This is a genomic window from Streptomyces sp. NPDC102437 (assembly GCF_044765565.1).
Lineage (GTDB): Bacteria > Actinomycetota > Actinomycetes > Streptomycetales > Streptomycetaceae > Streptomyces.
Genome location: NZ_JBIWKI010000009.1, coordinates 1 through 26393, shown reverse-complemented (window position 1 = coordinate 26393; position 26393 = coordinate 1). Strand labels below are relative to the sequence as shown.

The following is a 26393-nucleotide window of genomic DNA, read 5'->3' as shown; positions in this document are numbered from 1 at the left end:
GCCCGCTCAGCGTATCTATCCGCCAAGTGCATGACAATCATTGGCAGGTGTGTCGAACTGGCGCTCACTCCAATGGAGTTGATGCCCAATCAGGCGGCCCGCCCGGCCGGTGGACGGGCCGTCACAGGGCGGGACCGACAGGGGGGTCGTCCTACCAGCGGTCGCGGTGGATGACGTCCGCCACCGGGCGCCGCCGCACCGGGCCGAAGTTGCCCTGCGGCCATCCGACCGGAATGGCGGCATAGGTGTGCATGTCCTCGGGGATGCCGAGGGCTTCCTTCCACTCCTGCTCCAGCATCAGATGCCAGACGGGATGTTCGCCGCGAGCCCCAGGGCCCGCGCGGCGAGAAGGGCGTTCTGCACGCCCGGATAGACGCAGGAGCCCTCGGCGAGCGCCTGGAAGCGCGGCCGGGTGTTCACCATGTGCTCGGACGCGGCCGGGCCGAGGGCCTGCGCGGAGGCCAGCAGCCCCTCCTCGTCCAGGCGCGGCTCCGGGAACCGGTAGCACGGCACGATCAGCGCCGGCGCGTCGGCGAAGTGGTCGTGCTGGTACTCGATCGCGGCGACCATCCGGCCGTACGCCGCGTAGTCCATGCCCTTCGGGGCGTACCTTCCCGGTCGTCGCCAGATAGGCGTCCACGCACCGCTTCCACAGCGGCGCCAGACGGGCCATCACCCCGCAGTCGGTCATCACGACGTACTCGTAACACGGCATGTTGCCGCCGCTGGGACCCCAGACGGCCGCCTGTATGAGCTGCTCCAGCGTCTCGTCCGGCACCGGTTCCGGCTTCAGGCGGCGCATCGCGCGCATGGTGGACATGGTCGGGAAGAGCGCGGGCCCGTCCGCATGAGTCGCGTCGATCGTCGTGATCGCGGAGTTCACGGGCCGGGCACCGGCGGCGGGAGGCCCGTCGAGCGCCGTGAACCGCTGAATTCGTACACCTGGACGGCCCCCCCACCGCACGAGGGAACGCCGACCGGCTCGACCTTCGCGAAGGCGTATAAATGGTTCCTCCGGGCCAGTCGGCGTCCCCCGATGACACTCACACCTCACGCGGCAGGGCGTCACCGCGTACGAGAGCGCAGGAGCGCCACAATGAGCACGACAGAAGAGATCAGCACCTTGCTGGTGGCGAATTTCGGCACCGACCCCCTCGCGATCGCCCCGGAGGTGTCGCTCCGCCATCTGAGTCTCGACTCACTGGCGTTGGAGGAACTGCGGCTGATCATCGAGGACCGGATGGGCGTCGATCTGGACGATGTCCAGCTGTCCTCGCGGGACACCGTCGGGCAGCTCGTCGACCTGGTGCACCGCAAGGCAGCCGCGTGACGGGCCGCCCGTACCGCCCCGAGCCGTTCGCCGCCGGCGTCACCGGAATCGGCATGGCCACCGCCGCGGGCACCGGGGCCGAAGCGACCTGGCGCACCGTCCATGAGGCGTCCAGCGCCCCGTCGGTGCCGCACCGGCCCGAACTCGACGGCCTGCCCTGCGACTTCATGTACACCATCACCGGCCTCGACCCGCGGGCACTGCTCGGGGTGGCGACCGCGCGGCTGATGGACCGCTTCTCCCAACTCGCCGTCATCGCGGCCCGCGAGGCCGTCGCCGACGCCGGTCTCGACCCCGCGGTCTGGGACGGCGGACGGGTCGCCGTCGTGATCGGCTCCGCCCACGGCGGACTGCCGTTCTACGACGAGCAGCACACCACCCTCACCGAACGCGGCGCACGCCGGGTCTCCCCGAAACTCGCCCCGCTCACCGTCGTCAACGGCGCGGCCAGCAGCGTCGCCACCGACCTCGGCGCCCTCGGCCCGAGCCAGGCCGTCTCCACCGCCTGCTCCTCCGGCACCGTCGCCATCGGCACCGCCCACCAGATGCTCCGCACCGGAGCCTGCGACATCGTCATCGCGGGCGGCGCCGAATCGGTCTGCTCCCGGCTGCTGATCGCCAGCGCCTGCCAGCTCAAGGCCGTCTCCACCCGGCGCGACGACCCCGAGGCGGCCTGCCGCCCCTTCGAAACCCACCGGGACGGCTTCGTTGTTGGAGAGGGCGCCGGACTCCTCGTGCTGGAACGGCCGGAACACGCCCTGGCCCGCGGCGCCACCGTCCGCGCGCACATCGCCGGCTACGGCGCCTCCAGCGACGCCCACTCCGCCGTGGCCCCCGACCCCGAGGGGCTGGGCATCGAGCGGGCGCTGCGTTCGGCGCTCGCGGACGCCGCGATCGCGCCCCGGGACATCGGCCATGTCAACGCCCACGGCACCTCGACCGTCTCCAACGACCTCATCGAGGCGACGATGCTGCGCCGGGTCCTGGGCGAGCACCCCCTGGTGACCTCGACGAAGGCGATGACCGGACACACCCTGGGCGCCGCCGGCGGCATCGAGACCGCACTGACCGTGCTGGCGCTGGAGAACCAACTCGTACCGCCCACCGTGAACCTCGACGCCCCCGACCCCGCGATCCCCATCGAAGTGGTGAGCAAGGAGGCCAGGCGGGGAACGTTCGACGCGGCCGTCAAGACCTCGCTCGGTTTCGGCGGACACAACGCCGCACTCGTTCTCACCAGGGCCTGACCCGGAAACCAAGAGGCAGGCGGAACCACCATGGCCGACGAGATCATCCGGACCCTGTCGGTGGACGGGCTGCGCTACGGCTACCGGGTACTGAGACAGCCCTTGTCGCGCACCGAGCCGGTCATCATCCTCGGCGGCGCGCTCCAGGGGATGTACGGCTGGCCACAGATGGACGACCACCTGGGGCCGCTCGCCTCCGTGGTCACCGCCGACCTGCCCGGCATGGGCGACGCAGACCTGCTCCCGCCCGGTGCGGGCGACGACGTCCTGCACGCCGCCGTCACCGGGATCATCGACGATCTGAACGTGGAGAGGGCCAACCTCTTCGGGTTCTCCTACGGCACCTCCATCGCCTTCGGCTGCGCACAGCAGCATCCCGGCCGGATCGCCCGGCTGATGCTCGGCGGAGTGCCCGCCCACATCACCGACGAGCAGCGCGACCGGTGGGGCCGCGCCGTCGACCGGCTGGAGACCGGCGACCTGGAGGGACTGGCCGCACTGGCCGCCGGGGTGCTGATGTGCCAGGACCCCGAACGCGAGGTCCATCGCGGCGAGTTGGCGCGTCGCTATGTGAGGCGTTCGTTCCTGTACGCCCTCACCGGCTCCCCGCACGCCGCGCTGTCGCTGCACCGGGCACTGGGGCACCGGCCGGACTTCTCCGGCGGGCTGTCCGGCGTACCGGCCCTGGTCTTCGCGGGCGAGCACGACACGGTGACCTCGCCGGAGCGGCAGCGCGCCTTCGCGGCCACGATCGAGGGCAGCCGGTTCGTCACGATCGGGGAGTCCGACCACTGGGTCGTCCTGGAGCGTCCGGACGACGTCGCGGACCTCGCGGCCCGATTCTTCACCGACCGCCCGCTGGAGCCGGCCCCCGGACTGGGGCCTGTCCGGACAACACACCCGGCCGCACTCCCGGGGCAGTCACTGACCTCGCCCGCCCCGGCGGGACGGGACTTCGCCGACACCCAGTGAGGGAAGGAACCGTCATGGACAAGCCCGAGTTCGTCTACGCCATCTATATCCAGACCAGCGCCGAGAAGCTCTATCACGCGCTGACCGACCCCGAGCTCATCAAGATCTACATGGGGGGTTACGGCCCCGACTCGACCTGGGAGCCCGGCGCTCCGGTCCGCTGGAAGATGGATCCGGACGGCGAGTTCGAGGAGGTCGGCCAGCGGGTTCTGGAGGCGGAGCCCGGCAGGCGGCTCTCGTACACCTGGCACACCCTCCAGCCCATGCACCGCCAGATGTTCGACTTCGCCTCGGACGAGGAGTGGGAGCGGGCCGTCCGGGAGCGGTCGAAGGTCGCCTTCGACATCGAACCGGCCGGGGAACCCGAGCTGGGGATCAAGCTGACGCTCACCCATGACGGGTTCGACAGCCCGGACAGCAGGATGCTGGAGGGTGTCAGCGACGGCTGGGTCGCGATCCTCTCGACGCTCAAGACCCTTCTGGAGGGCGGGAAGTTCCTCGACGAGCCGGCCTGAGGCGGGTGGTGCGGTGTGGGGCCCGCCTCATGCCTCCGGCGGACGTTCAGGCGCCGGGCACCCGGTCGAGGAAGCCGCTGACCGAGGTGATGCGTCCGTCGTCGGCGAGGGTGATCACGTCGAAGCCGGCGACGGGCGCCGAGCCGTCGGCGGTGGAGACCAGCTCCCAGCCGAACCGCGCGATGTCGTGATGGCCGTCCGGCGTGCCGGTGAGCCGGAACTCGAAGCCGGGGAACTGCTGATGAGCGCCGTCGATCGTGGCCGCGAGCTCTTCGTGGCCGCGCACATCGGCCAGCGGGTCGGTGTAGGTGGCGCTCTCGGTGAAGGCGGCCGCCACGGCCTTTGCCAGTTCCTCGTCGGTAGCCGCGTTCCAGGCGGCGAAGTAGCGCTGAACGGACTCGTCGTATGCGGTCATCGCGATGCCCTCTCCTCGTGTCCCGGCTACCGGCCGGGCTCTCGTGTGCTGGTGAGGAACACGATGTCCGATGCCGGGGAGGGCGTCGATTACCTCCGGGGTAATGTCCGCGCGGCCCGTTCCACGGCGAGGGGGAGGGGGAGGCGCCGTCTCAGATCCGGCCGTCCGAGACCACATGCATGGCGGCCTCCTCGGCGGACGCGCCGGCCCCGTCGATCCCGACGTCCTCGCCCGCCATGGTGTCCGGCTCGTCGATGTCCAGCTGCCGGGTGAGCCGGCCGGCGCGCACCGTGCCGACCTCCGCGTCCCAGAGCTCGCCGTCGCCGTCGGGCAGGTCCCCCAGACCGTCGCCGACCAGGTCGGAGGACTCGGGGAGCTCGCGGGCCAGGCGGCCGTCCAGCGTCTCGCCGTCGTGCTGTTCGGCGGCGGTGGTGCCCCGGTCCTCCACCGCCCACGGCCGCTCGGGCGGGGAGTAGCCCTCGTCGAGCGCGTCGGTCAGCCCCCGGTTGTCCAGGGTGTCCGCGACGTCGAGCTGCTCGGTGAGGTCCGAGGCCTCCGGCTGCTGCTGGGGCTGGTAGACGTCGTCTCCCCTGTCGGCATCGTTCATGGCGTTGTCCCTTCCCGGTTTCGGGATCCCGGGCGTGCATGCCGTGCACACGACTCGGGAGAAAGGGGGTCATTCATGCGATATGAACCCGAGTGCTGTCGAACCGCCCGTATGGCTTCAGGATAACGGTCTCCCGCCCGCCCGGCCGTGGGCGGCGAGGAAAGCGGCCCCAGGTTCTTTCGTTTGGATCACGCAGGGGCTCGATCCGAACGAAAGGCCCCAGCCGTGGGCTGCTGCCCGGGCGCCGCGGACCGGTCGGGGGGACCATGGAAGATGCGGGCGGAACATGCCCTCTGCCCCATTCGCTATCGGAGAACGGTCATGGATTACCCGGAGAGCTACCAGCTGGTATTTCAGGCGTCCGCGGTCGAGGACGACACGGTGACGGTCCGGCGCACGGAACAGTCGGGGGCGGGCGGCTTCCCGATCTACGAGGACGAGACCGGGATCGTGCGCGCGGAGATCAGCGACCGGGGCGAGGTGCGCATGCTGGCCAGCGGTGGACACCAGGTGTTCGGCACCCCGCTGGTGGTGCGGGAGCCGAGCGGCTGAACGGCCGGGTACGCCCCGGGGTGTCAGCCCTCGGTCCAGCCGTGGTTCTTGGCGAACTGCAGCAGCCCGCGCCGGATCTGCAGGATCTGGGCACCCGTCAGCGACGGTGCGGACTCCAGCAGTACGTCGGTCACGTCCCTGGTGTACTCGGCCGCGCTGAGCACATCGCACAGGGTGTCGTCGTCGGGCCCTCCGGAAGCGGCCACGCCCACCGTCCTCGGCGGAGTAAGCGGCTTCCCGTCGGGTCCCTCGGCGAGCCGGACGGACGACGCCTTCAGGCCGCGGTCACCGTCCTCGATCTCGAACTCGACCGCCGTGCCCGTGTGTACGTAGGACTCGGGGATCAGCATGTCGTTCACATGGAGGAAGACATCCTCGCCCCCGTGATCGGGCGAGATGAAGCCGTATCCCCGAGCTCCGTCGAACCGCACAACGCGACCAGAAACCACACCGACCCCCAGAAAAGAAACGGGCCCCTTGCCCGTACGCCACACCTGGCTAGACCGGAGAATAGCCCTGAGCGGTCGACCGCGCGACCCGATCGGGAGCAATCACCCCGGGCCGGGGAGGACACCCCCGCGCCGGCTCATCTCACCCTCCCCGAGGGCGGGGCCGGCCTGCCGGAGGCCAGCGGGGAGCGGGCCAACTCGACACAGCCCGCCGTGATCAGGGCGAGCGCGACCAGTTCGGGCAACACCCACCATCCGGTGCGCAGCTCCTCGCCGAACAGCGTCACCCCGTACGCCACGCTGATCAGCGCGTCCCCGAGGGTCAGCATCGGCTGGACGGCGACCAGCGTGCCCGCCTGAAGGGCGTTCTGGAGGAGGAACAGCGCGCCCACCCCGGCCGCCGCGGTGGCGTACAGCTGCCAGGACGTCAAGAGCGCCGCCGCCCCGCCGCCCCCTCCGAGCCGTGCCATGGCGTCCTTCATCAGGGCGGCTGTCAGGGCGTACCCGCACGCGGCGGCGAGGCCGAGCAGCGCGCCCCGGGTGTTGCCGCGGCTGCCCAGGGCCGCGCCGATCAGCGCTGCCTCGAAGAGCCCGGTCAGGATCAGTGCGGGGATCCAGGCCACCCCGTGCACGCTCGTACTGCCGCCGCCGGGGGCCGCGGACGCCATGCCCAGGGCCAGCCCGGACGTCACGGCAGCCACCCCGTACCAGACCCGCCGTGGCAGCCGGACGCGCATGACGAACGCGGCCATCAGCAGCGTGGCGGGCAGCTCGATCACGAAGATCGGCTGGACCACGGCGATCGGCCCGGTGGCCAGCGCCACCGCCTGGCAGACGGCCGCGACGATCACCAGGCCGATCCCCGCGAGCCACAGCCGCTGGCGCACCAGATGCCCGATCAGCGACAGGCGCATCGCCTCGCTGTCGGGGACGGTACGGGCCGCACGGCGCTGGAGCACGGAGGCGGTGCCATTGCTGAGCGCGGTGAGAACGGCGAACAGGACACTGATCACCGACCCATGATGCGGGCGGCCGTCTCCCGATCCCCGGTCCTGCGACCAGGTGGCATGGCGGGGCGTACGGATGCGGGACGCGTTTCCCGAAGAGGACCGAAGCTGTCCGCAAGCCCGCGTAGCGTGCACCCCATGGCCGTCAGGAAGAACCCCGCCGCACCCGCCGTGCTCTCCCCCCGCGCGCTGAACCGCGCCACGCTGGAGCGCCAGTTGCTGCTGCGCCGCACCGCGATGTCCGCGAAGGACGCCGTGGAGCACCTGGTCGGACTTCAGGCACAGAACACCAAACCGCCCTACTACCAGCTCCACGCCCGCCTCGACGGCTTCGACCCGGGCGAGCTCGCCGGGCTGATGGAGTCCCGCGAGGTGGTCCGCATCGTCACCCTGCGCTCCACCATCCACCTGCACACCGCCGCCGACGCGCTCACCCTGCGCCCGCTGGTCCAGCCGGCCCGCGACCGGGAACTCAACATCTTCCGCAAGGGGCTCGCCGGGGTGGACCGGGACCGGCTCCGGTCGGTCGCCAGGAAGTTCGTCGAGGAGCGGCCCCGTACGCCCAGGGAGATCCGCGAGGCGTTGCACGCCGAGTGGCCCGACGCGGACCCGCAGTCCCTGGGCGTGGCCGCACGCTGCCTGCTGCCGCTGGTCCAGGTCACCCCGCGCGGGGTCTGGGGGAGGAGCGGCCAGGTCGCGCTGACCACCGTCGAGCACTGGCTCGGCGCCGCGTCGCAGCCGGCCCCCGCACCCGATGCCGCGGTGCTGCGCTACCTCGGTGGCTTCGGGCCGGCCTCGGTGAAGGACATGCAGTCATGGGCCGGGCTGACCCGGCTGCGGGAGGTGTTCGAGCGGCTGCGACCGCAGCTCATGACCTTCCGGGACGAGAACGGGGGCGAGCTCTTCGACCTGCCGGACGCCCCGCGCCCGGACGAGGACGCCCCGGCCCCGCCGCGCTTCCTGCCCGAATTCGACAATGTGCTGCTCGGCCACGCGGACCGTGCCCGCGTGATCCCGCCGCGGTTCCACGGGCGCAACGGCAACGGCAACCAGGCGTACGGCACGGTGCTCGTCGACGGGTTCCTCGCGGCGGTCTGGCGGCTGGGCGACGGTGGACGGCCGGGCTCCGGGGCGGGGACGCTCACCGTGCAGCCCTTCGGCACGTTGAGCCGGGCGGATCGTGACGCGGTCACGGAGGAGGCCGTACGGATGCTGTCCGCCATGGCGCCGTCGGCGGACGGCACCGACGGGTACGACATCCGGTTCGCGACGTTCATCGACTTCGGGGAGTGAGCAACGAGTACTACGGCAGCAGTCCCGCGCGCCGGGCCGCCACCACCGCCTGCAGCCGGGTGTGCGCCCCCAGCTTGCGCATCGCCGAACGCAGATAGCCCTTCACCGTCTCCGGCCGCAGCCCCAGCCGCTCCGCCGCCACCGCGTTGGTCGCCCCCGCGGCCACGCAGGCCAGCACGTCCAGCTCGCGCGGCGCCAGCTGCACCCCGGAGGAGGGCTTCGGCGTCCGGGCCCCGGCCGCCGAGGCCAGTAGCCCGCACACCGCGAGCAGCTCGTCGCGCAGTGCCGGGTCGACGACCTTGGGGACAAGGGCCCGGAGCTCGCGATGGGCCTCGCGGACGTCCTCCCACGCCTCCGGGGCCGCCCTCGGGTCCGTGACCTGCTCCCGGGTCACGGCCAGCAGCTGCTGCACCTCGTCCCGTACAACCAGGGCCTGCTCCACGTCGCGGGCGGCGGCGACCGCCGCGTCGAACGTACGGTCCCCGAGCGTGATCGGCTCACGCAGCGCCCCGTACAGCACCCCGCGCACCCTGCGCCGCACCACGACCGGGACCGCGACCACCGAGCGCAGACCCTCCTCCGCGACCGCCAGGTCGTACTCGTGGCTGATGTGGCGCGAGGAGTGGTAGTCGGTCACCGCGCACGGGCGGGACAGCGCGATCGCCTTGCCGCCGAGCCCGCTGCCCGCCGAGATGACGAGCCCGCGCAGCACGCTGGTCTGTGCCCCGTTCAGCTCGGCGATCCGGGCATGACGGGCATCGGCGAGCAGCCCGCCGAAGGCCACCGGCAGCCCACTGGTCCGGCGCAGCCGCAGCAACGCCGCCTGCATCTCGACCGCATCGACGGATTCCGGCACGCTGACGCCTTCCTGCCCGGCTCCGGGGGTTCGGCCACCCCCTCGCTGCACCCCCGTTCGGGGGTGGTGAGACCTGGGTCACTGTTTACATGATGTTAAGTGACCGGTCCGGTCCGCAATGAGGAGGGCACATGTCGGCAACCAGTGCGACGGAGACGTTCCGGGCCGCCCGGGACTTTCTGCTGAAGCACCGCGAGGACTACCAAGCGGCGTACGAGGGCTTCAGCTGGCCCAGGACCGACCATTTCAACTGGGCACTCGACTGGTTCGACGCCATCGCTGAGAACAACGACCGCACCGCCCTGCACATCGTGGAGGAGGACGGCAGCCGCACCGAGGTGTCCTTCGCCCGGATGTCCGCCCGCTCCAACCGGGCCGCGAACTGGCTGCGCGCCCAGGGCGTGCGCGCCGGGGACCGGATCCTCGTCATGCTCGGCAACCAGGTCGAGCTGTGGGAGACCGCCCTCGCCGCGATGAAGCTGCGCGCCGTGGTCATCCCCGCCACCCCGCTCCTCGGCCCGGTCGACCTGCGCGACCGGGTGGAGCGCGGCCGGGTCCGTCACGTCCTGGCCCGGGACACCGACGCCGCGAAGTTCGACGAGGTGCCCGGCGACTACACCCGGATCGCGGTCGGCGCCGAGGTCCCCGGCTGGCTGTCGTACACCGGGGCCGACGAGCAGCCGGACACCTACGAACCGGACCGGGAGACCGACGCCGATGAACCGCTGATGCTCTACTTCACCTCCGGCACCACCGCGAGCCCCAAGCTCGTCGAGCACACCCATGTGTCCTACCCCGTGGGCCACTTGTCGACGATGTACTGGATCGGCCTCAAGCCCGGGGACGTCCACCTCAACATCTCCTCGCCCGGCTGGGCCAAGCACGCCTGGTCGAACCTCTTCGCGCCGTGGAGCGCCGAGGCGACCGTCTTCATCTTCAACTACACCCGCTTCGACGCGGGCCGGCTGATGGCCGAGATGGACCGCTCGGGCGTCACCAGCTTCTGCGCCCCGCCCACCGTCTGGCGGATGCTGATCCAGGCCGACCTCTCCCAGCTGAAGACCCCGCCGCGCGAGGTCGTCGCGGCCGGTGAGCCGCTGAACCCGGAAGTCATCGAGACGGTGCGGCGCACCTGGGGCGTCACCATCCGCGACGGCTTCGGCCAGACCGAGACCGCCGTCCAGGTCGCCAACACCCCGGGCCAGCTGCTGAAGGCCGGTTCGATGGGGCGGCCCAGCCCCGGCTTCAAGGTCGAGCTCCTGGACCCGGTCACCGGTGAGCCCGGCGCGGCCGAGGGAGAGATCTCCCTCGACATGTCCGGCCGCCCGGTGGGCCTGATGACCGGCTACCACGGCGACCCGGACCGCACGGCCGAGGCCATGGCGGGCGGCTACTACCGCACCGGCGACATCGGCTCGCGGGACGCGGACGGCTACATAACCTATGTCGGCCGCGCCGACGACGTGTTCAAGGCCTCCGACTACAAGATCTCGCCGTTCGAGCTGGAGAGCGCCCTGCTGGAACACGAGGCGGTCGCCGAGGCGGCGGTCGTCCCCGCTCCCGACCCGGTCCGGCTCTCCGTCCCCAAGGCGTACGTCGTGCTCGCGGAGGGCTGGGAGCCCGGCGAAGAGACCGCGAAGGTGCTGTTCGAGCACTCCCGGGCGGTCCTCGCCCCGTACAAGCGGGTCCGCAAACTGGAGTTCGCGGAGCTGCCCAAGACCGTCTCCGGCAAGATCCGCCGCATCGAACTCCGCGAGCGCACGGCCCAGGGCACCGGCACCGAGTACAACGAGGGGGAACTGAGGTGAGCGAGCTCTCCTACGCGCACGGCACCGGCACCACGGCGCTGCTCGGCGACACCATAGGACGCAATCTCGACCGCGCCATGGAGGCGTTCGGCGACCGCGAGGCACTCGTGGACGTCGCCTCCGGGCGGCGCTGGACCTACACCGAATTCGGTGCTGCGGTCGACGAACTGGCCCGTGCCCTGATGGCGTCGGAGGTGGCCAAGGGGGACCGGGTCGGGATCTGGGCGATCAACTGCCCGGAGTGGGTGCTGGTGCAGTACGCCACCGCCCGCATCGGCGCCATCATGGTCAACATCAACCCGGCGTACCGCGCGCACGAGCTGGCGTACGTGCTGAAACAGGCCGGGATCTCGCTCCTGGTCTCCTCGCTCTCGCACCGCACCAGCGACTACCGCGCCCTGGTCGGCCAGGTCCGCGCCGACTGCCCCGCGCTGCGCGCCGTGCACTTCATAGGCGACCCGTCCTGGGACGAACTGCTGGCCGCCGCGGATTCCGTGACGCCGGAACAACTCGCCGACCGCGAGGCGGAGCTGTCCTGCGACGACCCGATCAACATCCAGTACACCTCCGGCACCACCGGTTTTCCCAAGGGCGCCACCCTCTCCCACCACAACATCCTCAACAACGGCTACTTCGTGGGTGAGCTGGTCGCCTACACGGAAGCGGACCGGGTCTGCCTGCCGGTCCCCTTCTACCACTGCTTCGGCATGGTCATGGGGAACCTCGGCATCACCTCGCACGGCGCCTGCATCGTGATCCCGGCCCCCGCCTTCGAGGCCGCCGCCGTGCTCGCCGCCGTGCAGCAGGAGCGCTGCACCTCGCTCTACGGCGTCCCCACCATGTTCATCGCGGAGCTGAACCTGCCGGACTTCGCCTCGTACGACCTCTCCTCGCTGCGCACCGGCATCATGGCCGGATCGCCCTGCCCGGTCGAGGTGATGAAGCGGGTCGTCGCCGAGATGCACATGGACGAGGTGTCCATCTGCTACGGCATGACGGAGACCTCGCCGGTCTCCACCCAGACCCGCCGCGACGACGACCTGGAGCGCCGCACCGGAACCGTCGGCCGCGTGATGCCGCACATCGAGATCAAGGTCGTCGACCCGATGAGCGGGGTGACGCTGGAGCGCGGCACGGCGGGCGAACTGTGCACCCGCGGCTACAGCGTGATGCTGGGGTACTGGGAGCAGCCCGACCGGACCGCTGAAGTCATCGACGCGGGCCGGTGGATGCACACCGGTGACCTCGCGGTGATGCGGGAGGACGGCTACGTACAGATCGTCGGCCGGATCAAGGACATGATCATCCGCGGTGGCGAGAACGTGTATCCGCGGGAGATCGAGGAATTCCTCTACGGCCACCCGAAGATCGCGGATGTGCAGGTGGTGGGCGTACCCGACGAGACCTACGGCGAGGAGATCCTGGCCTGTGTGATCCCGAGGGACCCGGGGGACCCGCCGACCCTGGTCGAGATGACCGACTACTGCCGCGAGCAGTTGGCGCACTACAAGATCCCGCGGCTGCTGCGGATCCTGGAGACCTTCCCGATGACGGTCAGCGGGAAGGTCCGGAAGATCGAACTGCGGGAGGGCTACGGGCAGTAGGACCGGATCGCCCCGGGCGCGGTCAGGCGGCCTCGATGATGTCGCCGGTGCCGCCCCGGGTCGCGGCCGCCCATTCGATCAGCAGCACCTCGTAGGCGGCGGACTCCACCGAGGACCAGTCCTGGCCGGCGCGAGCGTCCACGAACGCCCGTATCGCCTCGTTCGCCCGCGCGGCGGACGGGGGCGTCGGCCGGGTCGTGCGCGGCCGGTCGTCAGGTGTGTTCCGTGGAGTTAAAGCCATGTGCACCACCTTAAGGCCCCACACTGACAGCGAGCCGAACATTTGTGGCCCCCTGGCCTGAACGTGACCGATCGCACTCACTGTTGCCGGTCGGCTCCGGTGAGCTGCCGGGGGTGACCGGAGTGCGGGATCTCGCGCCGCATGCAGACCCTCGGCCAGTGATCCAGGCCGTGTTCGGCCTCCTGCGCCCTGATCTTCCGCAGCCCGTCGGTGAGTTCGGCTCCGTCAAGGGTGCGAAAGCCGAGGCGGGCGTAATACGGCGCGTTCCAGGGGACGTGGGAGAAGGTCGTGAGCGTGAGCGCGCCCAGGCCGTGCTCGCCGGCCCAGCCGGCGAGATGGTCGATGAGCGCGCTGCCCAGGCCGCGCCGCGCGGCGGACGGGTGCACGGAGACCTGCTCGATGTGGGCGGCTCCGTCGACCGGGTCTGCGATCAGATAGCCGACCGGGCGGTCGTCCGGGTCCGTGGCGACCCAGGCCCGGCCGGCCCTGCGGTAGTCGTCCAGCAGCCCGAGCGCCGGAGGGTCGTCGTCCGCGACGGCGGACATGCCGAGTGTGCGGAACGGTTCGCCGGCGGCACGTTCGATGTCCTGGATCAGCGGGAGGTCTGTGCGGCGGGCGGTACGGATGCGCATGCCGCCAGTATGTCGCCCGGCATGCCGAGTGACATATCGCCCGGTGATCCGCTCAGGCCCCGGTGCTGAGCAGTTCGTCGGCGGGGCTGTTGACCGGCTGCGGTGTTCCCGCCGGGTCCATCACGAAGAGCGGCATGCCAAGGCCCTCCGCGCGCGCCGCGGCGTCCGGCGCGTACCCCGCGAGCGAGAAGAAGACCCCGGTGACCGACGCGCCGAGCGCGTGCAGCCAGAGGCACTCGACATCGCGCAGGGTGGTCGGCCGGCCGGCCGTGTCGACCTGGGCCATCAGCCCGGTGGCCCGCAGATCGATCCGTGCGGGGGAGGGCTTCGGGGGCCGCACCACTTCTCGGTAGCCCAGCCACCTCAGATACCGGGCCGCGGTCGCCAGCGCGTCGCCCTCGCTGTGGATGGCGACGGCGCGGAACGCGGGCCGGGGCGCCGGGGCCGTGCGCGGCAGCGGGATGTGCGAGGGGCCGGCCGGCCGGGGGCCGTCCCCGGGTTCGTCGCCGGATGCCGCCACCGGCCGGACCGGGACGCGCAGCACCGTCCCGCACGGGCAGCACAGCTCGGGCTGCGGCCACTGGTCCCGGCGCCCGCAGGCGGGACAGCGCACCGTCACCCAGTCGTCGTTCCAGGTGCGGTGGGTGATCGGCACGACCTGGGCCCCGGGCAGTAAGGGCGGGGCGGTCGGTGTGCCGCACGGGCAGGGGTAGGCGGGCGGACTGTACGCATGGTCGCGGCGGCAGGCCGGACAGCGTACCGGCACCGACTCCACCATGAACTCCCTCCGGCGTTCTCCCACCGGCCCCGGGCGCTTCCCGGCCTCCTCGGCCGACGGGCGCCTCCCCGGCGCACCGGAACGCGCCCGCGCCGGCCGTGACGGCCGTCTCCGCTCCGGACCCCATCGTCCACCAAGAGCGACGCCCTGGGCAGGGACTTGGCGTACTTCGCGGACAGGCGGGAGCATCGGCGGCCGTGCGCGCCCTCCCTCGCCGTGTGTGCCCTCTCCTGCCGTGTGCAGCGTCTCTTGACGGTCGACGGGGCGCGCCCTAGATTTACTTCCGTATCACAGAATCAGTTTTCCGTAATGCGGAATTGGTGCTCTCAGGTGGCGCGACGGAGCCCGACTCCACCAGGTCCGAGCAGGAGCACTCAATGCCTCGAATGACCGCTGCCCGAGCGGCAGTTGAGATCCTCAAGCGCGAAGGCGTCAGCAACGCGTTCGGTGTGCCGGGCGCGGCGATCAACCCCTTCTACGCGGCCCTCAAGGCCTCCGGCGGGGTTCATCACACGCTGGCCCGTCACGTCGAGGGCGCCTCCCACATGGCGGAGGGTTACACCCGGGCGCGTCAAGGCAACATCGGCGTGTGCATCGGCACGTCGGGGCCGGCCGGCACCGACATGATCACCGGCCTCTACTCCGCCATCGCCGACTCGATCCCGATCCTCTGCATCACCGGCCAGGCCCCGACCGCCGTGCTCCACAAGGAGGACTTCCAGGCGGTCGACATCGCCTCGATCGCGGCGCCCGTCACCAAGGCCGCGACGACCGTCCTGGAGGCCGCGCAGGTCCCCGGCGTCTTCCAGCGGGCCTTTCACCTGATGCGCAGCGGCCGTCCCGGTCCGGTCCTCATCGACCTGCCCATCGACGTCCAGCTCACCGAGATCGAGTTCGACCCCGATCTGTACGAGCCGCTGCCGGTGCACAAGCCCGCCGCGACCCGCAAGCAGATCGAGCGCGCCCTGGCGCTGCTGAACGCCTCCGAGCGTCCGCTGCTCGTCGCGGGCGGCGGCATCATCAACGCCGACGCCTGCGAGCTCCTCGTCGAATTCGTCGAGCTGACCGGCGTCCCGGTCGTCCCGACCCTGATGGGCTGGGGCATCATCGCCGACGACCACGAGCTGAACGCGGGCATGGTCGGCCTGCAGACCTCGCACCGCTACGGCAACGCGAACTTCCTGGAGTCCGACTTCGTCCTCGGCATCGGCAACCGCTGGGCCAACCGCCACACCGGCAAGCTGGACGTCTACACCAAGGGCCGGAAGTTCGTCCACGTCGACATCGAGCCCACCCAGCTCGGCAAGATCTTCGCCCCCGACCTCGGCATCGCCTCCGACGCCAAGGCGGCGCTGGAGCTGTTCGTCGAGGTGGCGCGCGAACTGAAGGCGGCCGGAAAGCTCAAGGACCGCTCGCAGTGGGCCGCCTCCACCCAGGAGCGCAAGGCGACCCTCCAGCGCCGCACGCACTTCGACAACGTGCCGCTGAAGCCGCAGCGGGTGTACGAGGAGATGAACCGGGCGTTCGGCCCCGAGACCCGGTACGTCACGACGATCGGCCTCTCCCAGATCGCCGGCGCGCAGATGCTGCACGTCTACCGGCCGCGCCACTGGATCAACTGCGGCCAGGCGGGCCCGCTCGGCTGGACCATCCCGGCCGCGCTGGGCGTCGCCACGGCCGACCCGGACGGCTCCGTCGTGGCGCTCTCCGGCGACTACGACTTCCAGTTCATGCTGGAGGAGCTGGCCGTCGGAGCGCAGCACCGCATCCCGTACGTCCACGTCCTGGTGAACAACTCCTACCTGGGGCTGATCCGCCAGGCGCAGCGCAACTTCGACATCGACTTCCAGGTCAACCTGGAGTTCGAGAACCTCAACTCGCCGGAGCTCGGGGTGTACGGCGTCGACCACGTCAAGGTCGTCGAGGGCCTGGGCTGCAAGGCCATCCGGGTCACCGAGCCGGACCAGCTGCTGCCGGCCTTCGAGGAGGCCAAGAAGCTGGCCGCTGAGTTCCGGGTGCCGGTGGTCGTCGAGGCGATCCTGGAGCGCGTCACGAACATCGCGATGAGCGGTACGGACATCGCCTCCGTCAACGAGTTCGAGGACATCGCGACGGACCCGTCCCACGCACCGACCGCGGTCCGCCCGCTCGCGGCGTCCTGACGACCCGCCGACGGCCCGTGGCCCCCGTCCCCGACTCCGGTGGCGGGGGCCACGGCACGTTCCCCGGAACGCGGGGCGTGCGGGGACCGGGAGCCGGGGCCGTGGTGGGGACCTGCGGCCGGGGGCCGCGGGGCAGGGGTTCGGGGGCGGGGCCTGGGACCGGCGCGGGAGCGGAGCAGGGGACCGGCACACTGCCCGCGTGCGCACGAAGAGGGGCGCGGAGTACGGGACCGTATCCGTACTCCGCGCCCTGGCACGGGAAACACAACACAACAGGGGCCGCGGCGGCGGCGATCGGGCCGGGAGGGTTCGTCCTCTTCAGGTCAGAGAACGAGGAGGCATCCGGGCCCTCACCACCGCACTGGCATCGCACGACCGCCGCGGCCTCGTCCTGCCCGCGCCGCGTGACACCCCTCATCCGGGTACGCGGCGCGAGCAGGGCTCGGTGGGAGTCAGTCCTCGCGCAGGGCGCGGACCGCCTCCTCCACGCGCTTGCCGTAGTCGGCGTCGGCGGCGTGGAAGTGGGCGAGGTTCTTCTCGATCACGTCGTCGCGGGTCACCTGGGAAAGGCCCCCGGCGATGTTCGCGACCAGACGGCCCTTCTCGTCCTCGGACATGAGCCTGTACAGCTCACCCGCCTGGAAGAAGTCGTCGTCCTTGGTGTGGGCGGGCGCCGCGTGGGTGCCGGTCCAGCCGTGGATGGCGAGCGGGGCGGAGAGCGCCGCGTCGGTCTGGGCCGGGCCCGCGTACGAGTTGGGCTCGTAGTTCTTGTCGTGGCGGGCGCCGTTGCGGGTGGCGTGCAGCCCGTCGCGGCCGTAGTTGTCGACGACCGCGGTGCGCGGCGCGTTCACCGGCAGCTGGGTGTGGTTGACGCCCAGCCGGTAGCGGTGCGCGTCCGCGTAGGCGAACAGCCGGCCCTGGAGCATCTTGTCCGGCGAGGGACCGATGCCGGGCACGAAGTTGTTCGGCGAGAACGCGGCCTGCTCGACCTCGGCGAAGACGTTGTCCGGATTGCGGTCCAGCACCAGCCGGCCCACCCGCTGGAGCGGGTAGTCGCTGTGCGGCCACACCTTGGTCAGGTCGAACGGGTTGAAACGGTAGTCCGCTGCCTCGGCCGCCGGCATGACCTGCACGTACAGCGTCCAGGACGGGTTGGTGCCGCGCTCGATGGCCTGGAGCAGGTCCGTCTGGTGCGAGCTGTTGTCCTTGCCCGCGAGCTCGGCGGCCTGCTCGCTGGAGAGGGACCGCACACCCTGGTTCGTCTTGAAGTGGTACTTGACGAAGAAGGCCTCGCCCGCGGCGTTCGTCCACTGGTACGTGTGCGAGCCGTAGCCGTTCATGTGACGGTACGAGGCGGGGATGCCGCGGTCGCCCATCAGCCAGGTGACCTGGTGCGTGGCCTCGGGCGCGTGGGCCCAGAAGTCCCAGACGTTGTCCGGCTCCTGACGGCCCGTGAACGGGTCGCGCTTCTGCGAGTGGATGAAGTCGGGGAACTTGATCGGGTCCTTGATGAAGAACACCGGGGTGTTGTTGCCGACCAGGTCGTAATTGCCCTCGCCCGTGTAGAACTTGAGGGCGAAGCCGCGCGGGTCGCGCACCGCGTCCGCGCCGCCCAGCGAGTCGGCGACGGTGGAGAAGCGGATGAACGTCTCGGTGCGCTTGCCGACGGCGGAGAGGAAGTCGGCGCGGGTGAAGCCGGTGACGTCGTCGGTCACCTCGAAGTAGCCGTACGCGCCGGAGCCACGGGCGTGGACCACGCGCTCCGGGATGCGCTCCCGGTTGAAGCGGGCCAGCTTCTCCAGCAGATGCTGGTCCTGGAGGAGGATCGGGCCACCGACACCGGCGGTGGCGGAGTTCTGGTTGTCGGCGACCGGGGCGCCTGACTCGGTCGTAAGCACACGCTGCGTCATGGTGTCGGGGCGACCTTCCGTACGGGAGCTGCTGAACTGCGACGGTCTCGGGGGCTCCAGGAGCGTAAGTACGCCCCGAACCCGGCGTCAACAGTTTGTTGAATTTGACGAGTGGTGTTCCGGACGGCGCCGACGCCTGGGCGCGACAGGACAGGTGTCAGCGCCGACGCCGTCCGGAAGTCTCTGGGGTGTGCCGGGCCGGTCAGGCCCAGGGCCTCACCGGCGGATCACGGCCGGGGTCCGACCCTGATCCGCCGGACAGGCCCTAGACGGGCTGCCCCGACAGGCGCTCGACCGAGCGCAGCAGTGCCGAGTGGTCCAGGCCGCCGTCGCCCTGCGCGCGCAGCGAGGCGACGAGCTGGGCGACCACGGCGCCGACGGGCAGCGCGGCACCGACATTGCGGGCGGCGTCCGTGACGATGCCCATGTCCTTGTGGTGCAGGTCGATCCGGAAGCCCGGCGCGAAGTCCCGCTTGAGGAAGTTGTCCTTCTTGCGGGTCAGGACGGTCGAGCCGGCCAGGCCGCCGTTGAGCACGTCCAGCGCGGCGGAGAGGTCGACGCCGGACTTCTCCAGGAAGACGACGGCCTCGGCGCACGCCTGGATGTTGACGGCGACGATCAGCTGGTTGGCGGCCTTCACCGTCTGGCCGGAGCCGTGCGGACCGCACAGCACGATGGTCTTGCCGAGCGCCTGGAGGATGGGCTGGGCCGCGTCGAAGTCGGCCTGCTCGCCGCCGACCATGATCGACAGCACCGCCTCGATGGCACCGGCCTCGCCGCCGGAGACCGGGGCGTCGATCACCCGGATGCCCTTGTCCTTCGCGTTCTTCGCGAGGTCCACGGAGGTCTGCGGGGTGATCGAGGACATGTCGATCAGCAGCGCGCCGGACTTCGCGTTCTCCAGGATGCCGTCGGCGCCGTAGGCGATGGCCTCGACCTGCGGGGAGGCGGGCACCATCGTGATGACGACATCGGCGTCCCGGACCGCCTCGGCGATCGAGCCCGCGCCGGAGCCGCCGGCCGCGACCAGCCGGTCGATCTTGTCCTGCTCCAGGGTGTAACCGGTGACGTGGTACCCGGCCTTGATCAGGTTCTCGGACATGGGGGAGCCCATGATGCCGAGTCCGATCCACGCAACCTTGGGGAGGTTGTTGCTCATGATGGTGCCTTCCGATAAGCGTTTGTACGAGGGGGAGTTCGCTGCCCTCAGCGGGCTGCCCGCGCGGTGGCCGGGAGCCACTCGAAGGCCTCGGCGCTCGGCCGGTCGCCCGGCTTGTACTCCAGTCCGACCCAGCCGTCGTAACCGGCCTTCGTCAGCTCGTCGAGGAACTGCTCCAGCGGAAGCGAGCCGGTGCCGGGCGCGCCGCGCCCCGGGTTGTCGGCGATCTGGACGTGGCCGGTCTTCGCGGCGTGGTCCGCGATGACCTGGCTGAGGTCCTCGCCGTTCATCGACAGGTGATACAGGTCCAGCAGGAACTTGGCGTTCTGGAGACCGGTCGCCGCGTTGACCTTGTCGACGATCTCGATCCCGGCCGGTGCGCTCACCAGGGGGTAGCGCGGCGACTCCGGCTTGTTGAGGGTCTCGATCAGGAGTACCGCCCCGATCCGGTCGGCCGCACGGGCGGCGACCACCAGGTTCTCCAGGGCGAGTTCGTCCTGCACGGCCGGGTCCACGCCGTCGACGCGGTTGCCGTAGAGCGCGTTGAGCGCCTTGCAGCCGACCGAGGCGGCGAAGTCGGCCGCCACGTCGACATTGGCGCGGAAGCGGTCCGACTCCGTGCCCGGCACGGAGAGCGCGCCACGGTCGGGGCCGGGCAGCTGTCCGGCGTAGAAGTTCAGTCCCACCAACTGCGTGCCCGCGTCGTCGAGCGCCTTCTTGAGGGCGTCGAGCTCGGCCTGCGGAGGGGTGGGGGTCTCGATCCAGGGCCACCACAGCTCGACCGCCGTGAAGCCGGCCGCGGCGGCGGCCGCGGGGCGCTCCAGGAGCGGGAGTTCCGTGAAGAGGATCGAAAGGTTCACATCGAAGCGCTGGTCCGGGTAGCCCATGAGGGTTCGGCGCTCCTTCCGTATTGCGGAAGTTAGTTTCTACGTAACGGAAGATTGCCCGGAGCTGTGGAAGCTGTCAAGGGGGTGCCCGGAATTCGGTCCCGGGTCTTTCGCGCCGGTTGCGCAAGGTGGGACCTCAATTGCGCCGGTTGCCGATGAGGTCCGGGGCGCGCCAGGGTTGCTGGTGCCACCCATGCAGCCCGACCCCACCCGAGGTGCCTCGCATGAACCACGCCACCAGTCGGCGCACCGTCCTCGGAGTGCTCGTCGCGGGCGCGGCCCTGTCGGTGGCTCCCGCGCCGCCCCGCTCCCCGGGGGCCGCGCCGGATCCCGCGGCAGCCGTCGGCCCGCGCCCGGGCGCCACCCCGCGGCTGCTCATCGGCACGTACACCTCGGCCGAGGGCGGCGGCAGCGGAATCGGGACGGCCGGCTACGACGCCGTCACCGGGGTCATCACCGCCGGTCCCGTGATCACGGGCGTGGCCAACCCCTCGTACCTGGCCATCCATCCCTCGGGCGCCACCGTCTACGCGGTCGACGAACAGGACCGGGGAGGCGTGAGCGCCATCGCCCTGTCGCCCGACGGCGGCCACCGGGTGCTCGGGACGCGCGGTTCGGGCGGGGCCGGTCCCACCCATCTGTCCGTCCACCCCACCGGAAGGTGGCTGCTCACCGCGAACTACACCTCGGGCAGCGTCGCGGTGCACCCCATCGGGGGTGACGGATCGCTGGAGGAGCGTACCGACCTGGCCGCTCACACCGGCCCGCCGCCCGGACCCGGCCAGGACGGACCGCACGCCCATCAGGTCGTCACCAGCCCCGACGGTGGCCACGTCCTCGCCGTGGACCTCGGCAACGACACCGTGTACACGTACCGGCTGGACGAACGGCGCGGCACGCTCGACGAGGTCTCCCGCGCGACGCTGCGCCCCGGCGCCGGACCGCGGCACCTCACGTTCCACCCCGGCGGCCGCCACGCCTACCTGGCCTGCGAGGTCGACAACACCGCCGTCGTCTGCGGCTACGACCCCGCGACCGGCACCCTCTCCCCGGGCACCCCGCAGTCCACCGGGACCGGTGCGGGCGCTCTGTGGAAACCCTCCGCGGACGGCAACCACCCACGCCCCCGGCCCACGCCGGCCACGGACCGGGGTGACGCCGGCACCAGCTGCCCGGCGCAGTTCCTGGTCACCGCCGACGGCCGGTTCGCCTACCTCGCCAACCGGGGGCACAACAGCATCGCGCGCTACGCCGTCGAGCGGCGGGGCCGCGCTCCGGCTGCTCGGCACCGTGCCCGTCGACGGCGACTTCCCCCGGCACACCGCCTTCTCGCCCGACGGGAAGCTGCTCTTCGCGGCCAACCAGAGGTCCAACACGGTGACGGTCTTCCGGGTCGACGCCCGCGACGGCGCCCTGACCCGCACGGGTGAGGCGTTCACCGCCCCGGTCGCCGTCTGCGTACTGCCTGCCCGGACCCGCGCCCGGCCGGGCGCTGAGGCCCGTCCGATCTCCCACGGCTCGACGCGGGTCCGTTAGGGTCGGGCCCGAGCCGCGGGCTTCACAGCGACGCGGCGAACGCATGAGGGAGGCACAGTGCGCTTGAGAGTGGAGTTCACCACCGAGCCCTTCGATCTCGACGAGGCGCCCGCCCACGCGGTCGTGGCCCGCGAGGTCATCCAGTCGGCCGACCTGGACGCCGTGGACGTCGGCCCCTTCGGCAATACGGCGGAGGGCGGGGCGGACGAAGTGCTCACCGCGGTGGACTCGCTGCTGCGCCGCGCCCTGGCATCGGGTGCCACCCGGGTGTCCCTCCAGGTGAACGTGGTCGCAGAGGAGTCCAAGTGACGGAACCGGCCGATCACCCGCTCGTCGCCGCCGTCAAGCCGCTCGTCGACGCCATGGGTGCCGAGCTGCTCGGACCCGGCCAGGCCCAGCCCGACGATGTCGTACTGGCCTGGGAGGGCGAGGACGTCATAGCCGTCCGGCTGCCCCAGCTCTCGGATTCTCTCGATCACATCCTGGCCGCCATGGAGCGCCGGCACGGCATGCCGCTCGCCGACCTGGACCGCAGGACCAAACAGTCGGTGGTGCGGACCCTGGAGGCACGTGGTGCCTTCTCGGTGCGGCATGGCGTGGAGACGGTGGCAGGCGCGCTGGGGGTCAGCCGCTTCACCGTCTACAACTACCTGAACAGGGAAAAGGATGCCTGATGTGGAAGCGATATCCACACAGGTGAAAGGCTCGCGTCCCGTAAAACCGCAGGTCACCCCACATCCGACCCTCTCAGGGTTCGGATGTGGGGTGATCTCGCCGGATGTGGACGCGTGGACGCGTTGTGGACTTTGAGGGGACTCCGCTACGAGACGACCCTCAGTCCACCCCCATCCAGGGCGGCACGCACTGCGTCGACCGATCCCGCACTGGCGTGCGTGTACAGCCAAGTGATCTTCGCGCCGCGCTCGTGGCCCAAGATCTTCTGAGCGTCAGCCTCCGGTACACCCGCCGCATGCAGGCGCGATGCGAAAGCGTGCCGCACGTCGTGCACATGCGGCCACCTCTCGATGCGACCCGTCACCGGGTTCTCCACCTGCCTGGCGACGCCCGCGGCTTCGCTCGCAGACGCCCACAGTCGCCAGAAGTTGCTTCTGCCTAGCACGCCTCCGCGACGCCCGCGGAAAACCAGCTCCTGGGCATGCATGCCACTGGACGGGGCCGTGCGGGAAGGCTCGGCGGGATGACTCTCCAGGTGCCCCTTCAGGGCGTGAGCCGCGCGGGCTGACATCGGAACCGTCCGGCTGCCGGCCGTCGACTTCGGGTAGGCCTTCCGCTTCGGCTTGCCGTGAACCTGGATAATCGTCTCGCGGATCTGAATGCTGGCCGCCTCGAAGTCCACGAAGCACCGGCGCAAGCCGACCAGTTCACCCCACCGGAGCCCAGTCTCCTCAGCGAAGACCAGCATTGCGTGGAAGTGGTCCGGCATGTGAGCCCGGATCTGCGCCAACTGATCGTAGGTCGGCGGCATCAGATCATCGGGGTGCTTCGCCTGAGCCCTGGGGAGTTTGACGCCCTCGCAGGGGTTATGGCTGATGCGGCGGTCTCGCCTCTTCGAAGGCGTGACCGACCGGTTCCGCCCTGGGGCCGCTACGGGAGAGACTGCCGCATGAACTCTGACGACCTTCCTGACAACGTGATCCCGCTCTTCTCCAAGGACGCTCAGGCCGAGAAGCGGCAGCAGATGATCGAGACGTGGGAAGCCATGTATCTGCAGCACGACCAGACGCTCACCGACGTCAAGACCGCCGCCTCCCTACGCGTCGCCATGCAGGTGGTTGAGCTGCTCCTCGACGGTGCGCAGGCATTTGACGTGATCAGCGAAGAGCAACGTGCCCAGCTACTGACCATTGCGCAAACGGGTCACGAGGCCGCCGACGAGTTCCAGCGCTGAGAACCCGTCCCTGCTACGCCGCCTCGTAGTGGTGTGCCCGGCCGCCGCGCCACTCGGCCATCTGCGGGTCGTCGATCACCGTGTCCGCATCCGGGAGCCCCGCACGGCGCAGGAACTCGATCAGGTCGTGATCGTCGTGGGCCAAGCCGAGGATGTGGCCATACGCGGTGACGCGCCGGCCGCCTGACGGAGACGGGCGGTGGACGACGATAGGTGCACTGACCATGGCTCCAGGGTGCATCGCACTGCTGCTCACAGCACCCCCAGCTCAGTGTCCGGCCGACAGTGCCCGCAGGCCCATACCCCGTCGGCGAGTGCCCGTAGCGCGGCCCACTCCGATGCTGAGCTCGACGCCCCAGCCCGGGGTGGGTGGCCGCCGCTCCTCGCCCTTCCGCCGTTTGACCTCTCGCTGCTCGACCAGCGGCGATGGCCTCATCGATCCGACCCAGTCACATGGCGTACCAGGTCCGCAGGGTGCGGAGGCGTGGCAGGTCAGGCGGAAGGTCTGGGGTCGGTCTGCGGGGTATTCGGCGGCAGGCGTCTTGTGCCTATGAGGAGTGGTCGCTTACCGAGATGCCGGGTGCGAAGTGGGCGAGGGCGGCGGCCAGCTGGCCCTTGTCGAGGCGCCACCCGTTCACTGCCCGAGAGGACACTGCAACGTCGGCGGGAACGGGAACGAGAGCACCCAGGACAGCACGAGCCATGGGACCGTCCCCGGGTAGAGGAGGAGCGCCCTTCCGCCGCGTGACCCCGACATAGGGCAAGGACGTACCGCTTACGGCCTGGCGCCAAAGAATCAAGCCGGTGACGTCCTCCCAGGGCACATGCATGGTGGTTGCCTGGTATCTGGCAGGGCTACCGCCGAGGAGCACGCCCGTCTCGTCCACCCTGAATGCGACCTTGCGGCTCATTGCCCTGTACGCCATGAACAGCCCGCCCGCACCAAATAGCGGCAAGCCCAATATCCGCCCGAGCGGCGGTACGCCCGGAAGGAGTAGGACCGCAGTGAAGAGGGAGGAGAGCGCCACTATTCCGGTGGTCCGGCGATCCCAGCCGTAGCGCGCCTGATAGACCGGCGGAGGCGTGTCAGTCATGACGGGATCATTGCAACGTCCAACTCTCAGGGGAAGCCGTCGGGTGGTGCCGGGAAGGTTCGTCGGCACAAGCTCAAGCTTCGGTGCGCAGGACAGCAGGCCTGCCACACTGGCCATGGCCCGCCGTGTCACCCCCGTCGCGGCGGGCCGCCCCGACTGTCATACCGGCCCAGTACCGTGGACCCATCCCATTCGCGCCTATGGCTGGGCGCAGCTACGAGACCGCCCCGCCCGGAACAGCGCCCGGGTGGGGCGGACGTGCGTCAGCTGTCGCCGACTGCGTCCAGGGCCAGGTGCCACGGGAAGCCCTCGGGGCGGCGCTGGCCGGGCTGGTTCGGTACGAAGCCGCCGGGCCCGTACAACACCGTCACCCCGGCGCCGCGGAGCGTCTCCACCGATCGGTCGAACGCCGGATGCTGGACGTAGGCGGCATTCACACAGGGCATCGTCACGGTTGGGATCCGCTTCCCGATCCCCTCGGCAACCACGCCGACGACGAATGACGACGTCAGACCAAGGGCCCAGGCGTTGACTGTGTTGAACGTGGCCGGCGCGAAGAGAATCGCATCTGCCGGCGGCCACACATCCGGCTCCCTGGGCCGCTTGTACTCGGAGCGCACAGGATGACCGGTCAGCCGCTCCAGCTCTGAGAGCTGCTCTCCCAGCCACCGGGCCGCAGTCGGCGTAAGCCCGAGACAGACATCCCACCCGCGAGCCTGGGCGTCTTCAATGACCTCGGCAAGCTCGAAGACGGGCGGGGCGGCCGAGCCGAACAGGTACAGAGTCGTCATGCCGTCATCCGACCACACATGCAACCGCCCCCGAACCGGGTGGAATCGGGGGCGATGCGGGATCCAGCGCACGGACGCGCGGGTACCGTTCCGGATGACGAGTCAGGAACGGAGACCAGTATGCCCAGACTGGACGACGACCACACAGGCGCCCGGATCAAAGAGCAGCGGAAACTCGCCAGGCTAACTCAGCGACAGCTGGCCGACCGGCTCCCGTACTCGTACAGCCTCCTCAACCAAGTCGAGTGCGGCGCCAAGCCCGCCAACCTCGACTTCGTCGCGGCGGTTGCCCAGGCCCTGCGGATCGACGTCACCGTGCTGACGGGACAGCCCTACGTGACCGAACTGCAGCAGGACCGCCTCGCCGAACTCGTGCGCCCCATCCGGGAAGCGCTCGACCTGTATGACTTGGGGGTCGACGGCGCCATCCCCGACAGGTCGGCCGCGCAGCTACTGAGGTTTTCGTGTTGTCGTCGGGGAGTGACGGTTCATGATCCCTGCGGTATGCCGGTGGGATGAGGTATCCGGAGGGTGGGGGCCTGACCGCTGAGCGTCGGGCGTTTCGTGAGGAGATCCGGCTTCAGGCCGGGCAGCGGTTCGCTGCGGGTGAGAAGACCTCGGTGATCGCGAAGGACTTGC

Annotated in this window: 26 protein-coding genes and 4 pseudogenes; 14 read left to right on the top strand and 16 right to left on the bottom strand. The window is 70.6% G+C overall.

Features of this window, described 5'->3' with window-relative positions; translation table 11 throughout:
• Nucleotides 1–151 precede the first annotated feature (151 nt).
• Nucleotides 152–820 (bottom strand): annotated as a pseudogene (locus ACIRJP_RS13675) (nitroreductase family protein).
• Nucleotides 821–1096: 276 nt separating this feature from the next.
• On the opposite strand from ACIRJP_RS13675, the gene ACIRJP_RS13670 reads away from it, so the two are divergent.
• Genes ACIRJP_RS13670 through ACIRJP_RS13655 form a run of 4 tightly spaced genes read left to right on the top strand, consistent with a single transcriptional unit; the run spans nt 1097 to nt 4064 of the window.
• Complete coding sequence (locus ACIRJP_RS13670; protein WP_404172368.1) at nt 1097–1330, top strand: acyl carrier protein; 234 nt, start codon at nt 1097–1099, stop codon at nt 1328–1330.
• Nucleotides 1327–2577: a beta-ketoacyl-[acyl-carrier-protein] synthase family protein gene (locus ACIRJP_RS13665; protein WP_404172365.1), complete on the top strand. Its 1251-nt coding sequence runs from the start codon at nt 1327–1329 to the stop codon at nt 2575–2577. Before ACIRJP_RS13670 ends, ACIRJP_RS13665 begins: the two co-directional genes overlap by 4 nt.
• Nucleotides 2578–2607: 30 nt before the next feature.
• The gene (locus tag ACIRJP_RS13660) at nt 2608–3549 is read left to right on the top strand and encodes an alpha/beta fold hydrolase (protein WP_404172362.1); all 942 of its coding nucleotides are present in this window, start codon (nt 2608–2610) and stop codon (nt 3547–3549) included.
• A 14-nt stretch (nt 3550–3563) separates the two neighbouring features.
• Nucleotides 3564–4064: an SRPBCC family protein gene (locus ACIRJP_RS13655; RefSeq protein ID WP_404172359.1), complete on the top strand. Its 501-nt coding sequence runs from the start codon at nt 3564–3566 to the stop codon at nt 4062–4064.
• A gap of 46 nt (nt 4065–4110) precedes the next feature.
• Here the strand turns inward: ACIRJP_RS13655 and ACIRJP_RS13650 are convergent, their stop codons facing one another.
• Nucleotides 4111–4479, bottom strand: a complete 369-nt coding sequence (locus tag ACIRJP_RS13650) for a nuclear transport factor 2 family protein (protein ID WP_404172356.1) — start codon at nt 4477–4479, stop codon at nt 4111–4113.
• Nucleotides 4480–4630: 151 nt separating this feature from the next.
• Nucleotides 4631–5086, bottom strand: coding sequence for a DUF5709 domain-containing protein (locus tag ACIRJP_RS13645; RefSeq protein WP_404172353.1), 456 nt, complete (start codon nt 5084–5086; stop codon nt 4631–4633).
• Nucleotides 5087–5407: 321 nt separating this feature from the next.
• Between ACIRJP_RS13645 and ACIRJP_RS13640 the strand changes: the two genes are divergently transcribed.
• Nucleotides 5408–5638 (top strand): DUF6296 family protein, encoded by a 231-nt coding sequence (locus ACIRJP_RS13640; RefSeq protein ID WP_266728817.1) that lies wholly within the window; start codon nt 5408–5410, stop codon nt 5636–5638.
• 23 nt (nt 5639–5661) lie between these two features.
• On the opposite strand, the gene ACIRJP_RS13635 is transcribed toward ACIRJP_RS13640, so the two are convergent.
• Entirely contained in the window at nt 5662–6087 is a 426-nt protein-coding gene (locus ACIRJP_RS13635) for a cold shock domain-containing protein (protein WP_351252758.1), read from the bottom strand.
• Between the two features lie 137 nt (nt 6088–6224).
• Nucleotides 6225–7100, bottom strand: coding sequence for a DMT family transporter (locus tag ACIRJP_RS13630; RefSeq protein WP_404172348.1), 876 nt, complete (start codon nt 7098–7100; stop codon nt 6225–6227).
• A 132-nt stretch (nt 7101–7232) separates the two neighbouring features.
• Here ACIRJP_RS13630 and ACIRJP_RS13625 point away from each other — a divergent pair, with 132 nt between their 5' ends.
• A complete protein-coding gene (locus ACIRJP_RS13625; protein WP_404172346.1) occupies nt 7233–8387 on the top strand; it encodes a winged helix DNA-binding domain-containing protein in 1155 nt (384 codons plus the stop codon).
• Nucleotides 8388–8397: 10 nt separating this feature from the next.
• Here ACIRJP_RS13625 and ACIRJP_RS13620 read toward each other — a convergent pair whose 3' ends face one another.
• Nucleotides 8398–9243, bottom strand: a complete 846-nt coding sequence (locus ACIRJP_RS13620) for a response regulator transcription factor (RefSeq protein ID WP_404172343.1) — start codon at nt 9241–9243, stop codon at nt 8398–8400.
• A gap of 131 nt (nt 9244–9374) precedes the next feature.
• Between ACIRJP_RS13620 and ACIRJP_RS13615 the strand changes: the two genes are divergently transcribed.
• Both ACIRJP_RS13615 and ACIRJP_RS13610 read left to right on the top strand, forming a co-directional pair.
• Entirely contained in the window at nt 9375–11051 is a 1677-nt protein-coding gene (locus ACIRJP_RS13615) for an AMP-binding protein (RefSeq protein WP_404172340.1), read from the top strand.
• The gene (locus tag ACIRJP_RS13610; protein ID WP_404172337.1) at nt 11048–12655 is read left to right on the top strand and encodes an AMP-binding protein; all 1608 of its coding nucleotides are present in this window, start codon (nt 11048–11050) and stop codon (nt 12653–12655) included. The genes ACIRJP_RS13615 and ACIRJP_RS13610 overlap by 4 nt, the downstream gene beginning before the upstream one ends.
• A gap of 22 nt (nt 12656–12677) precedes the next feature.
• Here the strand turns inward: ACIRJP_RS13610 and ACIRJP_RS13605 are convergent, their stop codons facing one another.
• From ACIRJP_RS13605 to ACIRJP_RS13595, 3 genes are all read right to left on the bottom strand, one after another.
• Nucleotides 12678–12896: a hypothetical protein gene (locus ACIRJP_RS13605; RefSeq protein WP_266728745.1), complete on the bottom strand. Its 219-nt coding sequence runs from the start codon at nt 12894–12896 to the stop codon at nt 12678–12680.
• 77 nt (nt 12897–12973) lie between these two features.
• Complete coding sequence (locus tag ACIRJP_RS13600) at nt 12974–13528, bottom strand: GNAT family N-acetyltransferase (protein WP_404172334.1); 555 nt, start codon at nt 13526–13528, stop codon at nt 12974–12976.
• A gap of 52 nt (nt 13529–13580) precedes the next feature.
• Nucleotides 13581–14303: a hypothetical protein gene (locus ACIRJP_RS13595; RefSeq protein ID WP_404172841.1), complete on the bottom strand. Its 723-nt coding sequence runs from the start codon at nt 14301–14303 to the stop codon at nt 13581–13583.
• Nucleotides 14304–14692: 389 nt separating this feature from the next.
• Here ACIRJP_RS13595 and gcl point away from each other — a divergent pair, with 389 nt between their 5' ends.
• A complete protein-coding gene (gene gcl / locus ACIRJP_RS13590; RefSeq protein WP_404172331.1) occupies nt 14693–16468 on the top strand; it encodes a glyoxylate carboligase in 1776 nt (591 codons plus the stop codon).
• Between the two features lie 452 nt (nt 16469–16920).
• Here gcl and ACIRJP_RS13585 read toward each other — a convergent pair whose 3' ends face one another.
• From ACIRJP_RS13585 to ACIRJP_RS13575, 3 genes are all read right to left on the bottom strand, one after another.
• The gene (locus ACIRJP_RS13585) at nt 16921–18378 is read right to left on the bottom strand and encodes a catalase (RefSeq protein ID WP_404172328.1); all 1458 of its coding nucleotides are present in this window, start codon (nt 18376–18378) and stop codon (nt 16921–16923) included.
• 265 nt (nt 18379–18643) lie between these two features.
• Nucleotides 18644–19537, bottom strand: coding sequence for a 2-hydroxy-3-oxopropionate reductase (locus ACIRJP_RS13580; protein ID WP_404172325.1), 894 nt, complete (start codon nt 19535–19537; stop codon nt 18644–18646).
• A 47-nt stretch (nt 19538–19584) separates the two neighbouring features.
• Entirely contained in the window at nt 19585–20424 is an 840-nt protein-coding gene (locus ACIRJP_RS13575; RefSeq protein WP_404172322.1) for a TIM barrel protein, read from the bottom strand.
• A 224-nt stretch (nt 20425–20648) separates the two neighbouring features.
• Between ACIRJP_RS13575 and ACIRJP_RS13570 the strand changes: the two are divergent.
• The 3 genes and pseudogenes from ACIRJP_RS13570 to ACIRJP_RS13560 form a co-directional block, all read left to right on the top strand.
• A pseudogene (locus ACIRJP_RS13570) lies at nt 20649–21891 on the top strand (lactonase family protein); the annotation flags it as partial.
• A 126-nt stretch (nt 21892–22017) separates the two neighbouring features.
• Nucleotides 22018–22269 carry a hypothetical protein gene (locus ACIRJP_RS13565; protein ID WP_351252770.1) on the top strand — a complete coding sequence of 84 codons (252 nt, stop codon included), beginning with the start codon at nt 22018–22020 and terminating at the stop codon, nt 22267–22269.
• A gap of 53 nt (nt 22270–22322) precedes the next feature.
• Complete coding sequence (locus tag ACIRJP_RS13560; RefSeq protein WP_404172838.1) at nt 22323–22634, top strand: helix-turn-helix domain-containing protein; 312 nt, start codon at nt 22323–22325, stop codon at nt 22632–22634.
• Between the two features lie 146 nt (nt 22635–22780).
• On the opposite strand, the gene ACIRJP_RS13555 is transcribed toward ACIRJP_RS13560, so the two are convergent.
• Nucleotides 22781–23446, bottom strand: a complete 666-nt coding sequence (locus ACIRJP_RS13555; RefSeq protein WP_404172320.1) for a tyrosine-type recombinase/integrase — start codon at nt 23444–23446, stop codon at nt 22781–22783.
• 138 nt (nt 23447–23584) lie between these two features.
• Here ACIRJP_RS13555 and ACIRJP_RS13550 point away from each other — a divergent pair, with 138 nt between their 5' ends.
• Nucleotides 23585–23869: a hypothetical protein gene (locus tag ACIRJP_RS13550; protein ID WP_404172318.1), complete on the top strand. Its 285-nt coding sequence runs from the start codon at nt 23585–23587 to the stop codon at nt 23867–23869.
• Between the two features lie 13 nt (nt 23870–23882).
• Here ACIRJP_RS13550 and ACIRJP_RS13545 read toward each other — a convergent pair whose 3' ends face one another.
• The 3 genes and pseudogenes from ACIRJP_RS13545 to ACIRJP_RS13535 form a co-directional block, all read right to left on the bottom strand.
• Nucleotides 23883–24095, bottom strand: coding sequence for a hypothetical protein (locus tag ACIRJP_RS13545; protein WP_404172315.1), 213 nt, complete (start codon nt 24093–24095; stop codon nt 23883–23885).
• A gap of 26 nt (nt 24096–24121) precedes the next feature.
• Nucleotides 24122–24178 (bottom strand): annotated as a pseudogene (locus ACIRJP_RS13540) (hypothetical protein); the annotation flags it as partial.
• 1048 nt (nt 24179–25226) lie between these two features.
• Complete coding sequence (locus tag ACIRJP_RS13535; protein WP_404172312.1) at nt 25227–25754, bottom strand: flavoprotein; 528 nt, start codon at nt 25752–25754, stop codon at nt 25227–25229.
• Nucleotides 25755–25874: 120 nt separating this feature from the next.
• On the opposite strand from ACIRJP_RS13535, the pseudogene ACIRJP_RS13530 reads away from it, so the two are divergent.
• Nucleotides 25875–26210 (top strand): annotated as a pseudogene (locus ACIRJP_RS13530) (helix-turn-helix domain-containing protein); the annotation flags it as partial.
• Nucleotides 26211–26393: the final 183 nt, after the last annotated feature.

Excerpts from the sequence above, each read along its gene's own strand:
- ACIRJP_RS13605 (WP_266728745.1), bottom strand. The coding sequence starts at position 12,896 with ATGGCTTTAACTCCACGGAACACACCTGACGACCGGCCGCGCACGACC.
- ACIRJP_RS13640 (WP_266728817.1), top strand. The coding sequence starts at position 5,408 with ATGGATTACCCGGAGAGCTACCAGCTGGTATTTCAGGCGTCCGCGGTC.
- ACIRJP_RS13555 (WP_404172320.1), bottom strand. The coding sequence starts at position 23,446 with ATGCCGCCGACCTACGATCAGTTGGCGCAGATCCGGGCTCACATGCCG.
- ACIRJP_RS13660 (WP_404172362.1), top strand. The coding sequence starts at position 2,608 with ATGGCCGACGAGATCATCCGGACCCTGTCGGTGGACGGGCTGCGCTAC.
- ACIRJP_RS13600 (WP_404172334.1), bottom strand. The coding sequence starts at position 13,528 with ATGCGCATCCGTACCGCCCGCCGCACAGACCTCCCGCTGATCCAGGAC.
- ACIRJP_RS13650 (WP_404172356.1), bottom strand. The coding sequence starts at position 4,479 with ATGACCGCATACGACGAGTCCGTTCAGCGCTACTTCGCCGCCTGGAAC.
- gcl (WP_404172331.1), top strand. The coding sequence starts at position 14,693 with ATGACCGCTGCCCGAGCGGCAGTTGAGATCCTCAAGCGCGAAGGCGTC.
- ACIRJP_RS13580 (WP_404172325.1), bottom strand. The coding sequence starts at position 19,537 with ATGAGCAACAACCTCCCCAAGGTTGCGTGGATCGGACTCGGCATCATG.
- ACIRJP_RS13545 (WP_404172315.1), bottom strand. The coding sequence starts at position 24,095 with ATGGTCAGTGCACCTATCGTCGTCCACCGCCCGTCTCCGTCAGGCGGC.
- ACIRJP_RS13560 (WP_404172838.1), top strand. The coding sequence starts at position 22,323 with ATGGGTGCCGAGCTGCTCGGACCCGGCCAGGCCCAGCCCGACGATGTC.
- ACIRJP_RS13625 (WP_404172346.1), top strand. The coding sequence starts at position 7,233 with ATGGCCGTCAGGAAGAACCCCGCCGCACCCGCCGTGCTCTCCCCCCGC.
- ACIRJP_RS13645 (WP_404172353.1), bottom strand. The coding sequence starts at position 5,086 with ATGAACGATGCCGACAGGGGAGACGACGTCTACCAGCCCCAGCAGCAG.
- ACIRJP_RS13615 (WP_404172340.1), top strand. The coding sequence starts at position 9,375 with ATGTCGGCAACCAGTGCGACGGAGACGTTCCGGGCCGCCCGGGACTTT.
- ACIRJP_RS13550 (WP_404172318.1), top strand. The coding sequence starts at position 23,585 with ATGAACTCTGACGACCTTCCTGACAACGTGATCCCGCTCTTCTCCAAG.
- ACIRJP_RS13575 (WP_404172322.1), bottom strand. The coding sequence starts at position 20,424 with ATGGGCTACCCGGACCAGCGCTTCGATGTGAACCTTTCGATCCTCTTC.
- ACIRJP_RS13655 (WP_404172359.1), top strand. The coding sequence starts at position 3,564 with ATGGACAAGCCCGAGTTCGTCTACGCCATCTATATCCAGACCAGCGCC.
- ACIRJP_RS13585 (WP_404172328.1), bottom strand. The coding sequence starts at position 18,378 with ATGACGCAGCGTGTGCTTACGACCGAGTCAGGCGCCCCGGTCGCCGAC.
- ACIRJP_RS13670 (WP_404172368.1), top strand. The coding sequence starts at position 1,097 with ATGAGCACGACAGAAGAGATCAGCACCTTGCTGGTGGCGAATTTCGGC.
- ACIRJP_RS13535 (WP_404172312.1), bottom strand. The coding sequence starts at position 25,754 with ATGACGACTCTGTACCTGTTCGGCTCGGCCGCCCCGCCCGTCTTCGAG.